The organism is Streptococcus oralis (genome assembly GCF_022749195.1).
Classification (GTDB): domain Bacteria; phylum Bacillota; class Bacilli; order Lactobacillales; family Streptococcaceae; genus Streptococcus; species Streptococcus oralis_CI.
In genome coordinates, this window is record NZ_CP094226.1 from 478,424 (window position 1) to 491,964 (window position 13,541).

A 13,541-nucleotide genomic window follows, 5' to 3' on the forward strand; every position below is an offset into this window, starting at 1 on the left:
GTATGATAGTTGGACACGGAATTGACATCGAAGAATTAGCTTCGATAGAAAGTGCAGTTACACGACGTGAGGGCTTTGCCAAGCGCGTGCTGACACCTAAAGAAATGGAGCGCTTTGCCAGTCTCAGAGGGCGCAGACAGATCGAATACTTGGCAGGCCGCTGGTCAGCTAAGGAGGCCTTTTCTAAGGCTATGGGAACTGGTATTGGCAAACTGACCTTTCAGGATTTGGAAGTTTTGAACAATGAACGCGGGGCTCCCTATTTTAGTCAGGCACCATTTTCAGGAAAGATTTGGCTATCGATCAGCCATACAGATCAGTTTGTGACAGCCAGTGTCATTTTGGAGGAAAATCATGAAAGCTAGTCCACATAGACCAACCAAGGCTCTGATATGTCTAGAAGCTATTCAACAAAATATCCATCAAATGGGGGTTCATATCCCTGAAGGGACGCTCAAGTGGGCAGTGGTTAAGGCCAACGCATACGGGCATGGGGCTGTTGCCGTTGCCAAGGCCATTCAGGATGATGTCGATGGTTTTTGTGTTTCTAATATTGATGAAGCTATTGAACTTCGTCAGGCTGGAGTTAGCAAGAAAATCCTCATCTTAGGAGTTTCTGAAATAGAAGCTATTGGCCTAGCTAAAGAATACGACATCACTTTGACGGTGGCTGGACTGGAGTGGATTCAAGCACTCTTAGCTACTGGTGCTGATTTATCTGGCTTATCTGTTCACCTTAAGATTGACTCAGGGATGGGTCGGATTGGTTTTCGAGAGGCCAGTGAGGCTGAGCAAGCTCAAGACTTGCTCAAGCAACACGGTGCTCGTGTTGAGGGGATTTTTACTCACTTTGCTACTGCAGATGAAGAATCAGATGCCTACTTTAATAGTCAGTTAGAACGATTTAAAGCTATTTTGGCAAGTATGAAGGAAGTGCCAGAGCAGATTCATGCTAGCAACTCGGCAACGACCCTCTGGCATGCAGAGACTATTTTCAATGCAGTCCGTATGGGAGATGCCATGTATGGTCTGAATCCAAGTGGAGAGGTCTTGGCCTTACCTTATGACTTGACTCCAGCCTTGACCTTGGAATCTGCCCTGGTTCATGTTAAGACAGTTCCAGCTGGAGCTTGCATGGGCTATGGAGCAACTTATCAGGCGGATAGTGAGCAAATCATCGCGACTGTGCCAATCGGCTATGCGGATGGTTGGACACGAGACATGCAAAATTTCACTGTCTTGGTAGATGGACAAGCTTGCCCAATCGTCGGACGAGTATCAATGGACCAAATCACTATTCGACTGCCTAAGGTTTATCCGCTAGGAACAAAAGTAACCCTGATCGGTACCGACGGTGACAAGGAAATCACAGCAACTCAGGTAGCGGCCTACCGTGGAACTATTAACTATGAGGTGCTTTGTCTCCTCAGCGATCGCATTCCTCGAGAATATTATTAAAACTAAGAAAGGAGGGGGAGCATGAATCTACATCAACCCTTGCATGTCTTGCCTGGTGTGGGACCAAAGTCAGCAGAGAAATACGCTAAACTAGGAATTGAAAACTTACAAGACCTCTTGCTCTACTTTCCTTTCCGTTATGAAGATTTCAAGACCAAGCAGGTCCTAGAGCTGGAAGATGGTGAAAAGGCTGTTCTTTCTGGTCAAGTCGTGACTCCTGCCAGTGTCCAGTATTATGGTTTTAAGCGCAATCGCCTGCGTTTTAGCCTCAAGCAGGGAGAAGTCGTTTTTGCGGTTAATTTCTTTAACCAGCCTTATCTAGCAGATAAGATAGAGTTGGGAGCAACTCTTGCCGTTTTTGGAAAATGGGACCGTGCCAAGGCCAGTCTGACTGGGATGAAGGTTCTAGCTCAGGTGGAAGATGACCTCCAGCCTGTCTATCGTCTGGCTCAAGGAATCAGTCAGGCCAGTCTGGTCAAGGTCATCAAGACGGCTTTTGATCAGGGACTGGACCTCTTGATAGAGGAAAACCTTCCCCAGTCTTTGCTGGACAAATACAAACTCATGTCCCGTTGTCAGGCAGTTCGTGCTATGCATTTTCCAAAGGATTTGGCAGAATACAAGCAGGCCCTTCGCCGTATCAAGTTTGAGGAACTCTTTTATTTCCAAATGCAGTTACAGACGCTCAAGTCTGAAAATAGAGTTCAAGGAAGTGGTCTGGTTCTGGATTGGTCTCAGGAAAAAGTGACTGCCGTTAAAGAAAATCTTCCTTTTGCCCTGACTCAAGCTCAAGAAAAGAGTCTGCAGGAGATTTTGACCGACATGAAGTCCGACCACCACATGAATCGTCTCCTGCAAGGAGATGTGGGGAGCGGGAAAACAGTAGTCGCTGGTTTGGCTATGTTTGCGGCGGTGACGGCTGGCTACCAGGCGGCTCTCATGGTGCCAACAGAAATCCTTGCTGAGCAACACTTTGAAAGTCTACAGAGGCTCTTTCCAGACTTGAAACTCGCTCTCTTGACAGGATCCCTGAAAGCTGCAGAAAAAAGAGAAGTCTTGGAGACCATAGCAAAGGGTGGGGCTGATTTGATTATCGGAACCCACGCTCTGATACAGGATGGGGTTGATTATGCTCGTCTTGGTTTGATTATCATCGATGAGCAGCACCGTTTTGGTGTGGGCCAAAGGCGTATTTTACGGGAAAAAGGGGACAATCCTGACGTTCTCATGATGACAGCGACGCCCATTCCACGAACCTTGGCTATCACAGCCTTTGGCGATATGGATGTTTCTATTATTGACCAGATGCCAGCAGGGCGGAAGCCGATTGTGACGCGCTGGATTAAGCATGAGCAGTTGCCTCAGGTCTTGACTTGGTTAGAGGGAGAAATTCAAAAAGGTTCTCAAGCCTATGTCATCTCTCCCTTGATTGAAGAATCTGAAGCTCTAGATCTGAAAAATGCCATTGCCTTATCTGAGGAGTTGACAGCTCATTTTGCTGGCAAGACAGAAGTGGCTCTTCTACATGGTAAGATGAAGAGTGACGAAAAAGACCAGATTATGCAGGAATTCAAAGAGAGAAAAACGGATATTCTGGTTTCGACGACGGTTATCGAGGTCGGGGTTAATGTTCCCAATGCGACCGTCATGATTATCATGGATGCCGATCGGTTCGGTCTCAGTCAGCTTCACCAGCTCAGAGGCCGTGTTGGTCGGGGGGACAAGCAGTCCTATGCTGTTCTTGTGGCTAATCCCAAGACGGACTCTGGGAAGGATCGCATGCGCATCATGACAGAAACGACTAATGGATTTGTCCTTGCGGAGGAAGATTTGAAAATGCGTGGTTCTGGAGAGATTTTTGGAACCAGACAGTCAGGACTTCCAGAGTTTCAAGTGGCTGATATTATCGAAGATTTTCCGATTTTAGAAGAAGCCAGAAAGGTTGCCAGCTACATTAGTTCGATAGAAGGTTGGCAAGAGGATCCAGAATGGCGCATGATTGCTCTCCATCTGGAAAAGAAAGAACATCTAGATTAATACTCTTCGAAAATCAAATTCAAACCACGTCAACGTCGCCTTGGATTATATATGTAACTGACTTCGTCAGTCTTATCTACAACCTCAAAGCAGTGCTTTGAGCAACCTGCGGCTAGTTTCCTAGTTTGCTCTTTGATTTTCATTGAGTATAAGCTTTCTCTAAGGAAAACTTAAGCTAGCTTTTAGGTTTGGGCTTTATACTAGAGTCATCAAAAAGAAACGAGGACTCTCACATGACGATTAAAGTAACCTACCAAAAGAAATTTCAAACCGTCAAACTAGAGAAAGGAGCTAGCACCTATTGATACACGAAGAGCGGAAACGCTCTTTTTATTTTTAAAACTACTTTCAGACGATAGGTTTGAGAAAAGAGAATCTAAAATCACTTTCTGTTTATCTTTCTTTCTTGCATTGCTTTCCTAGATATGCTAGAGTTATGATAGCGATTACAAAATAAAAGGAGCATGCTATGAAACATCCAGCTTTGTTAGAAGAAATCAAGACTTATAAAGGAAGGGATGAGATTCCAGAAGACTTTGATGCTTTCTGGGATGAAGAGGTCAAAAAAGTTTCATCTCTTCCAGCCTACCAGTTGGAGGAAAGAGATTTTCATATTCCTCAAGTCAAGTGTTATGAGCTGACCTTTGAAGGAACTAATGAAGGAAAGGTCTATGCACGAATCGTCCTTCCAAAGACTGAGGAGAAGGTTCCGCTAATCTTCCACTTTCATGGTTATATGGGACGTGGCTGGGACTGGGTCGACATGCTGGCCTATACTGTAGCTGGTTACGGTGTTGTCTCCATGGATGTACGGGGCCAGTCTGGCTATTCTCAAGACGGCATGCGTTCTCCTCTTGGAAATACGGTGAAAGGGCATATCATCCGTGGTGCTGTTGAAGGTAGGGAGCATCTCTTTTATAAGGATGTCTATCTGGATATTTACCAGTTGATTGAAATTGTTGCCAGTCTCCCTCAGGTAGATGAGGAAAGACTTTCTAGCTATGGTGCCTCACAAGGGGGTGCTTTAGCCCTGGTTGCAGCAGCGCTCAATCCTCGGATTCAGAAAACAGTTGCCATCTATCCTTTCTTGTCAGACTTTAGACGAGTGCTTGAGATTGGCAATACCAGTGAAGCCTATGATGAACTTTTCCGATATTTCAAGTTCCACGATCCTTTCCATGAAACAGAGGAGGAAATCATGGCGACCCTTGCCTATATCGATGTGAAAAATCTTGCCCATCGCATTCAAGGTGAGGTCAAGATGATTACGGGCTTGGATGACGATGTCTGCTATCCTATTACCCAGTTTGCGATTTACAACCGTCTAACTTGCGACAAGGCCTATCGTATCATGCCCGAGTATGCTCACGAAGCCATGAATGTTTTTGTCAATGACCAAGTCTACAACTGGCTCTGTGGCAGTGAGATTCCTTTTTCTTATGTAAAAAAATGAAGAGATAGTAGTGACTTTCTTCAGATTGAAGAAAAAGTCCATTTTGGCCAATTTTCTTTTGCTAGAGAAATTAAAAAAATCTTAAAAATAGTATTATATCAGTATACCTAAGAATTTTCACTATACGGTAGCCAACCTCCAAAAGGGAAATTTTTAATTGCTGATAGTGTTTCTCTATGTTCTGAAGCCAGTATCAATAGATACTGGCTTTTATATTTTTAAATTAATAAATACCATGTTCAATTAGAGATTAAACATGATATAATAGAAAAAAATATATGTTTTACAAATATGATAGGAGATTGTTCAGATGGCAAAAGGGAAAGAAAAAATTCAATCAGTTGAGCCTATGGTGGCTGATTTAGTCAATGGTTGGTTGAAATCATATGGTTTAAAATACAAATTGGAACAAGAAACATTAAATTCAGAAATAGATAAAGCTTTAATGGAGTATGCGTCTAAAAGTGGGGGTGATGGTGGAAATCGTCCTGATGCAAAATTATTACTGCAAGATAAACATATGGATTATTGGCCAATTTTGATTGAGTATAAAGGTTATAAGGATAAGTTGGAGAAACTTGATGGCAATGGACAAGTTTATAATATAAATGCTAAGAATGAGCCTTATTATTCACATATCAATTCTTTTGCCGTTAATGGAGCAGTACATTATGCTAATGCATTATTACACTATACGAGTTATACAGACATTATTTCGATAGGGGTTACAGGATACAAAGATGAACAAGGGGAACTTCAGACACAAATTGGGGTCTACTATGTTTCAAAAGATAACTTTGGTATTGGCCAAAAGGTAGATGACTATACTGATCTATCTTTTTTGAAGTCTGAGCATTTCGATACCTTTATCGAAAAAGTCAAAACTTTAGAACTGACGATTGAGGAAGCTGAAAAATTAAAAGAACAGCGAGAAAGAGAAATCGATGTCAGATTAACGAAACTTAATAATGATATCTATCAAAGCGAAAAAGGTTTAGGTGAAAATGACCGTGTATATTTAGTGGCAGCTTCTATCATTGCCACTCTCGGAGTTCCAGGTAAGGTTAAGCCACTCGATAAAGAAGATTTAAAGTCATCCATTGAAGAAGATTATCGAGATGGAGATATAATTATCAGAAAAGTTAATAATTTTTTGAATGAGAAGAATATTCCGCAAGGTAAAAAAAATATAATTATTCGTACATTGAAAAATACATTAACTACGGACAATATTAATAAACCAGTAAATGGCGAAAGCCAACTCAAACGAGTTTTCAGTAAAATTGTTGATGATTTAGGTATTTACTACAAAATTGGTCTGAATACTGATTTTACTGGAAAACTCTTTAATGAGATGTATTCATGGTTAGGTTTTACACAAGATAAGTTAAATGATGTTGTTCTAACTCCATCATACGTAGCTAATTTATTAGTGAAATTGGCTCGTGTTGACAAAGACTCCTATGTTTGGGACTTTGCGACTGGTTCTGCGGGTTTGTTGGTTGCGGCAATGAATGAAATGCTGAATGACGCTAAAAATAAAATTGCTTCACCAGATGAATTATACAAAAAAGAAGCGGAAATTAAAGCAAATCAACTTTTAGGTTTAGAAATACTATCATCTGTCTATATGTTAGCTGTTCTCAATATGATTATGATGGGAGATGGCTCATCAAATATTATCAACGAAGACTCTCTAACACAATTTAATGGTAAATATGGTTATGGTAAGAAAGATGAGAAATTTCCAGCAACTGCGTTTATCCTTAATCCTCCATATTCAGCAGAGGGTAACGGAATGATTTTTGTCAAACGTGCCCTTTCTATGATGGATAAAGGATATGCTTCTGTCATTATTCAAGGTTCGGCTGGAAGTGGTAAGGCAACGGATATTAACAAGGAAATTTTAGAGTCGAATAGATTACTTGCAAGTATTAAGATGCCTATTGATTTATTTGTAGGTAAATCTAGTGTTCAAACCTATATTTATGTTTTTCGAGTTGGAGAAGCGCATGAAAATGATTATATTGTAAAATTTATTGATTTCACAAATGATGGTTATACCAGAACTAATCGTAAGAAAGCAAGCAACAATCTTAGGGATACAGACCATGCTAAAGAAAAATATCAAGAAGTTGTAGATTTGGTGAAATACGGTAAAAGTAAACTACAGTATTTATCTGAAGAGGAATATTATGAAGGTAACATTGATGTTACTAACGGAAATGACTGGAATCAATCAGCACCTGTTGACCTGAAGCCTACTTTGAATGACTTTAAGAAAACAATTGGAGATTATTTAGCTTGGGAAGTTTCTAACTTGTTAAGAAATCAAACAGTAGAGGATGAAACGCTGGGAAAATAGACGCCTCACTTAACGAGAAACTGAGAAGCGTTGAGTGGGGGGAATATAAAATTGAAGATTTATTTATTGTTAAAACGTCGAAAGGATATGATGCCGGGAAATTAAATTTTATTTCTAAAAGTAAGGAAACTTTTGAATTTATTGGACGTACACAGTCTGATTATGGGGTTCAAGGTTATGTTTTAAAGTTAGACTCAGAACCAAATGATAGTGGATGTATCTCAGTCAGTCAGATTGGTGCTGTACATGCGCAACTACGGAATAAAAAATGGTATTCTAGTCAAAACATATTTATATTGAAGCCAAAAACTGATAAATTAATCAACCAATGGTTAATTGTTGCAATTAATAAAGCTTTATCTAGTTTTGGAGGGTATTCAAGCTATCCTACTTTATCAACCTTAAAGAAACTAACAATTTTGCTTCCGATAAATAATGAACAAATAGATTTTAAATTTATGGATACTTTTATAGCGGAGCTAGAGGCAGAGCGTATAGCGGAGCTATCCGCTTACTTAAAAGTAAGCGGATTGGACAATTATGAATTGTCCGCTGAAGAGCTAAAAGCTCTTCAAGATTATGATTCTATGGTGTGGAGAGAGTATAAATTAGGTGACCTATTTGACGTACAAACATACAAAAAACGATTTGATGCTAATAAAGTTGATTTATTAAGCGAGGGTGGACATCCATATGTAGTAAGAAAAAGCTCTGATAATGGAATTAAAGGCTATATTCGGGAGTGTACGGATTATTTGAATGATGGGAATACAATTTCGTTTGGACAAGATACTGCAACTTCATTTTATCAGGAGAAACCATATTTCACTGGCGATAAAATAAAAATTTTGAAACCGAAGTTTCAGGATTTCAGAAAAGAAAATGCTTTATTATTTGTGGCTGCAATAACTAGATCTTTTTCAAAATTCTCATGGGGGAATTCTAGTTATAGTGTTCAAATAATTCAAAATCAAAAGCTTTGTTTACCAATAAAAAATGATAAAATAGACATCAATTATATTGAAATATTTTTAAAAGCTATTTCTAAACTAATCATTCAAGATGTAGTTAAGTATGCAGATGAAAGAATTGATGCGACTAAAAGAGTTGTAGGAGAACACAATATAAACCAAAATTAAAGTCAATTTTAACAAATTGACTAACCATATTACTCAGCTTTCTATTGGTAGAAATATGTTAGTTAGGAAGTAAATCTAAATTCCAAATCGTCTTAGCATTTCGTAAAAATTTACGGAATGCTTTTTTCTATAGTGCGATTAGTTATATCGTAAGCAATGTTAGAAGTTAACTAGAGTAGGTTCGATGTTTCCATAGAAACGAGGAGCCCTCGCTTTACAGCGATTTTTGAAATTCTTAATATCAATGTACTTCAATAAAAATCAACTGAATGATTAGAATTTCATGAAAAAATTAAATCTTTGGATATTGGATAAAATCGAACTTTTTGGGGTGCGGTACACACTAGCCCTCTTTTTAACATCCAAAACCTGAAAGTACTTTCAGAAAATTTAAAATATTAAAATATTCTTAAAAGTAAAATCTATTCTGTGGTAACATAGATATAAATATAAGACTTTATTGTATAATAAAGGAAAAGTCACTTGTGAAAGGAGGAAAAAGGCTGCTGGGCGCTTAAAGAATGACTCAGCAGAAATGGGAGAGGATTGGGAGCTCTCATTGAGTTGGATACTTTCTTGTAAAACTTGTCTCTTGAAGAGACAATAAAAATTTTTAAAGAAAAAAGAAAGCGCTTTATTTTATGAAAAATGAAAGGACAAACATGAATTACAAATCTTTACATCGGAAACAGCGATACGGAATTCGAAAATTTGCAGTTGGTGCAGCATCGGTAGTGATTGGTACAGTAGTATTTGGAGCAAATCCAGTCTTAGCTCAAGAGCAAGCCAATGCAGCAGGGGCCAATACAGAAACTGTCGAGCCTGGTCAAGGTTTATCAGAATTGCCAAAAGAAGCGTCCTCGGGAGATCTTGCTCATTTGGATAAGGATTTGGCTGGTAAATTGGCAGCAGCTCAAGACAACGGTGTTGAGGTGGACCAAGATCATTTGAAAAAAAATGAGAGTGCAGAATCAGAAACCCCATCCTCTACGGAAACCCCTGCAGAAGAAGCAAATAAGGAAGAGGAATCAGAGGATCAGGGTGCTATTCCTCGTGACTATTACTCAAGAGATTTAAAAAATGCCAATCCTGTCCTTGAAAAAGAAGATGTTGAAACCAATGCAACAAATGGTCAGAGAGTCGATTTATCAAGTGAACTAAATAAACTAAAGCAACTAAAAAATGCTACAGTTCACATGGAGTTCAAACCAGATGCATCAGCTCCACGCTTTTACAATCTCTTCTCTGTATCCAGTGAAACCAAGGAAAATGAGTATTTTACTATGTCGGTCCTTGATAATACAGCTCTTATTGAAGGACGTGGCGCTAGTGGAGAGCAGTTCTATGATAAGTATACAGATGCTCCATTGAAAGTTCGCCCTGGACAATGGAATTCCGTGACCTTTACTGTCGAACAACCAACAGCGGAGTTACCTCATGGTCGAGTTCGTCTCTATGTGAACGGTGTCTTATCTCGAACAAGTCTAAAATCTGGGAACTTCATTAAAGATATGCCAGATGTTAATCAAGCTCAACTTGGAGCAACCAAACGGGGCAATAAAACAGTTTGGGCATCAAACCTACAAGTTCGAAACCTAACTGTTTATGATCGTGCTTTAAGCCCAGATGAAGTTCAAACACGGAGTCAATTATTTGAAAGAGGTGAATTGGAACAGAAACTTCCTGAGGGAGCAAAAGTCACTGAGAAAGAAGACGTCTTTGAAGGTGGTAGGAACAATCAACCAAATAAAGATGGTATCAAGAGTTATCGTATCCCAGCTCTTCTCAAGACAGATAAAGGAACGCTGATTGCAGGTGCAGATGAACGCCGTCTCCATTCGAGTGACTGGGGTGATATCGGCATGGTCATCAGACGCAGTGAAGATAATGGTAAAACTTGGGGAGATCGAGTAACTATTACCAACCTACGTGACAATCCAAAGGCTTCTGATCCATCAATCGGTTCACCAGTGAATATCGATATGACCCTGACTCAAGATCCTGAAACCAAACGCATTTTTGCCATTTATGACATGTTCCCAGAAGGAAAAGGAATCTTTGGAATGTCTTCGCAAAAAGAAGAAGCCTACAAAGAAATCAATGGTAAAACCTATCAACTCCTCTATCGAGAAGGTGAACAGGAAGCTTATACTATTCGAGAAAATGGTACAGTTTACACTCCAGATGGTAAAGCAACAGACTACCGTGTTGTTGTAGAACCTGTTAAACCGGCCTATAGCGACAAGGGTGATCTATACAAGGGTGACCAGCTACTGGGCAATATCTACTTCACAACAAACAAAACTTCTCCATTTAGAATTGCGAAGGATAGCTACCTATGGATGTCTTACAGCGATGACGACGGGAAGACCTGGTCAGCGCCTCAAGATATTACTCCGATGGTCAAAGCCGATTGGATGAAATTCCTAGGAGTAGGTCCTGGAGTGGGGATTACCCTTCGTACTGGACCACATAAAGGTCGAATCGTCGTTCCTGTCTATACGACCAACCGGGCTAACCACCTCAATGGTTCTCAATCATCTCGAATCATCTACTCAGACGACCATGGTAAGACTTGGCATATGGGTGGTGGTGTCAACGACAATCGTACACTTTATGATGGTACAGTAGTCGATTCAAGTACCATGAGTAATTATTATGCTCAAAATACGGAAGCTTCAGTTGTTCAGTTAAACAATGGGGACCTCAAACTCTTTATGCGTGGATTGACAGAAGATCTACAGGTTGCAACCAGTCATGATGGTGGTCTAACTTGGGACAATAACGTTGAACGCTACGATGTACCAGACGTTTATGTTCAAATGGCTGCGACTCACACGGTTCAAAATGGCAAAGAGTATATTCTATTAGCAAATGCAAATGGTCCTGGTCGTAAAAATGGTTATATTCGAGTGGCTCGTGTAGAAGAAGATGGTCAGCTAACTTGGTTGCACCACCATTTGATTCAAGAAGGTGAGTATGCTTATAACTCACTTCAACAAATCGGGCCAGATGAGTTTGGACTTTTATATGAACACTATGCTCCTGGAGGTGTTCCATACACACTTTCCTTCAAGAAATTCAACTGGGATTTCTTGACCAAGGAAAGAATATCTCCTAAAGAAGCAAAAGTGAAATATGCTATCCAAAAATGGCCAGGTATTATTGCCATGGAGTTCGATTCGGAAGTATTGGTAAACAAGGCTCCGACCCTTCAATTGGCAAATGGCAAGACAGCAACCTTTATGACCCAGTACGATACAAAAACTCTCCTATTCACAATAGATCCAGAGGATATGGGTCAAAGGATTACAGGTCTGGCAGAGGGTGCAATTGAAAGTATGCATAATTTACCAGTATCTTTAGCCGGCTCTAAACTAAGCGATGGTATTAATGGCAGTGAAGCTGCTATCCATGAGGTGCCAGAGTTCACAGGAGGCGTTAATGCAGAAGAAGCTACTGTGGCAGAGATACCAGAGTACACTGGATCATTAGCAACAGTAGGCGAAGAAGCAGCTCCAACAGATGAAAAACCTGAATTCACAGGTGGTGTAAATGCAGAGGAAGCCCCAGTGGCAGAAATCCCAGAGTACACAGGTCCAATGGGAACAGTAGGCGAAGAAGCTGCTCCAACGGTTGAAAAACCTGAATTTACAGGTGGTATCAACGCTGTTGAAGCGGCAGTCCATGAACAGCCAGAGTTTAAAGGTGGTGTCAATGCAGTTCTAGCAGCCTCAAACGAGCTTCCGGAATATAGAGGAGGTGCTAACTTTGTCTTGGCAGCTTCAAATGACCTGCCAGAGTATAAGGGTGGTGTCAATGGTGCTGAGGCGGCAATCCATGAACTTCCAGAGTATAAGGGAGAGATCAAACCAGTCTTAACGGCTGCAAATGACAAACTATCTCTAGGACAAGATGTGACCTATCAAGCGCCAGCAGTTAAACAAGCGGGTCTACCAAATACTGGAAGCAAGGAAACAAACTCACTGATTTCCCTTGGTCTTGCAGGTGTTCTTTTATCCTTGTTTGCATTTGGCAAGAAGAGAAAAGAATAATAAGCAAAAGTATTTAAATAAGTCTCAGAAGAGATAGCAGGTTTTTCAGCCTGCTATCTTTTTTGACGACATTCAGGTTGATTCGAAATCATAAGAAGTCTGAAACTACTTTCAGGATAGTCTGTTCTATAAAATAGTTTTGAAACTGAAATCTATTCTACTACAAGCTATTGAAAGCGCTTAACAAATGATATATAATAAGCCCATAAGAACAAGAAAGGGAGGAAAGAGGATGCCACAGATTAGCAAAGAAGCCTTGATTGAACAAATCAAAGATGGAATCATTGTCTCTTGCCAGGCACTTCCTCACGAACCGCTTTATACAGAAGCGGGAGGAGTCATTCCCTTGCTAGTCAAAGCGGCTGAGCAAGGTGGAGCAGTCGGTATCCGAGCAAACAGTGTTCGCGATATCAAGGAGATTAAGGAGGTTACGAAACTCCCGATTATCGGGATTATCAAACGTGACTATCCGCCACAGGAGCCTTTCATTACAGCTACGATGAGAGAAGTTGATGAACTGGCTGAACTCGATATTGAGGTCATTGCTCTGGATTGTACCAAACGTGAACGTTACGACGGTTTGGAAATTCAGGACTTTATCCGACAAGTCAAAGAAAAATATCCGCATCAACTCTTAATGGCTGATACTAGCACGTTTGAAGAGGGTATAGCTGCAGTCGAAGCAGGGATTGATTTTGTTGGAACAACCCTATCAGGTTACACCTCTTATAGCCCCAAAGTGGATGGTCCAGACTTTGAACTGATCAAAAAACTGTGTGAAGCAGGGGTGGATGTCATCGCGGAAGGGAAAATTCATACACCAGAACAAGCTAAGCAAATCCTTGAATATGGGGTGCGAGGCATCGTTGTTGGTGGAGCTATTACTAGACCAAAAGAGATTACGGAGCGCTTTGTTGCCGGTCTTAAATAACACAATCTCAAAACAGAGGAGAGTGGTTGATGCGTCGGACAAAATGAAAACGTATACAAATATAAAGAACTCATTATCCAATATGGATACGCTTATCAATTAG

8 protein-coding genes are annotated in these 13,541 nt (G+C 40.4%); all 8 read left to right on the plus strand.

What is annotated here, in order from left to right; genetic code table 11:
- Positions 1 to 2 precede the first annotated feature (2 nt).
- The 8 genes from acpS to MP387_RS02495 all read left to right on the plus strand — a co-directional run bounded on the left by acpS (position 3) and on the right by MP387_RS02495 (position 13,438).
- Positions 3 to 365, plus strand: a complete 363-nt coding sequence (gene acpS, locus MP387_RS02460) for a holo-ACP synthase (RefSeq protein WP_061420340.1) — start codon at positions 3 to 5, stop codon at positions 363 to 365.
- Positions 355 to 1,458, plus strand: a complete 1,104-nt coding sequence (gene alr / locus MP387_RS02465) for an alanine racemase (RefSeq protein WP_242747455.1) — start codon at positions 355 to 357, stop codon at positions 1,456 to 1,458. Before acpS ends, alr begins: the two co-directional genes overlap by 11 nt.
- Before the next feature lie 21 nt (positions 1,459 to 1,479).
- A complete protein-coding gene (recG, locus tag MP387_RS02470) occupies positions 1,480 to 3,495 on the plus strand; it encodes an ATP-dependent DNA helicase RecG (RefSeq protein ID WP_242747456.1) in 2,016 nt (671 codons plus the stop codon).
- A gap of 469 nt (positions 3,496 to 3,964) precedes the next feature.
- Positions 3,965 to 4,948 carry an acetylxylan esterase gene (locus tag MP387_RS02475; RefSeq protein WP_242747459.1) on the plus strand — a complete coding sequence of 328 codons (984 nt, stop codon included), beginning with the start codon at positions 3,965 to 3,967 and terminating at the stop codon, positions 4,946 to 4,948.
- A gap of 310 nt (positions 4,949 to 5,258) precedes the next feature.
- Positions 5,259 to 7,313 carry an HsdM family class I SAM-dependent methyltransferase gene (locus MP387_RS02480; protein ID WP_242747461.1) on the plus strand — a complete coding sequence of 685 codons (2,055 nt, stop codon included), beginning with the start codon at positions 5,259 to 5,261 and terminating at the stop codon, positions 7,311 to 7,313.
- Positions 7,314 to 7,378: 65 nt separating this feature from the next.
- A complete protein-coding gene (locus MP387_RS02485) occupies positions 7,379 to 8,452 on the plus strand; it encodes a restriction endonuclease subunit S (protein ID WP_242748026.1) in 1,074 nt (357 codons plus the stop codon).
- Positions 8,453 to 9,114: 662 nt separating this feature from the next.
- Positions 9,115 to 12,507, plus strand: coding sequence for an SIALI-17 repeat-containing surface protein (locus MP387_RS02490; RefSeq protein WP_242747463.1), 3,393 nt, complete (start codon positions 9,115 to 9,117; stop codon positions 12,505 to 12,507).
- Positions 12,508 to 12,739: 232 nt separating this feature from the next.
- Positions 12,740 to 13,438, plus strand: a complete 699-nt coding sequence (locus MP387_RS02495; protein WP_001135658.1) for an N-acetylmannosamine-6-phosphate 2-epimerase — start codon at positions 12,740 to 12,742, stop codon at positions 13,436 to 13,438.
- The last annotated feature ends 103 nt before the right edge of the window (positions 13,439 to 13,541 follow it).

What these genes read in the sequence shown, in the direction of transcription:
- acpS (WP_061420340.1), top strand. Translation starts at nt 3, where the DNA reads ATGATAGTTGGACACGGAATTGACATCGAAGAATTAGCTTCGATAGAA.
- alr (WP_242747455.1), top strand. Translation starts at nt 355, where the DNA reads ATGAAAGCTAGTCCACATAGACCAACCAAGGCTCTGATATGTCTAGAA.
- recG (WP_242747456.1), top strand. Translation starts at nt 1,480, where the DNA reads ATGAATCTACATCAACCCTTGCATGTCTTGCCTGGTGTGGGACCAAAG.
- MP387_RS02475 (WP_242747459.1), top strand. Translation starts at nt 3,965, where the DNA reads ATGAAACATCCAGCTTTGTTAGAAGAAATCAAGACTTATAAAGGAAGG.
- MP387_RS02480 (WP_242747461.1), top strand. Translation starts at nt 5,259, where the DNA reads ATGGCAAAAGGGAAAGAAAAAATTCAATCAGTTGAGCCTATGGTGGCT.
- MP387_RS02490 (WP_242747463.1), top strand. Translation starts at nt 9,115, where the DNA reads ATGAATTACAAATCTTTACATCGGAAACAGCGATACGGAATTCGAAAA.
- MP387_RS02495 (WP_001135658.1), top strand. Translation starts at nt 12,740, where the DNA reads ATGCCACAGATTAGCAAAGAAGCCTTGATTGAACAAATCAAAGATGGA.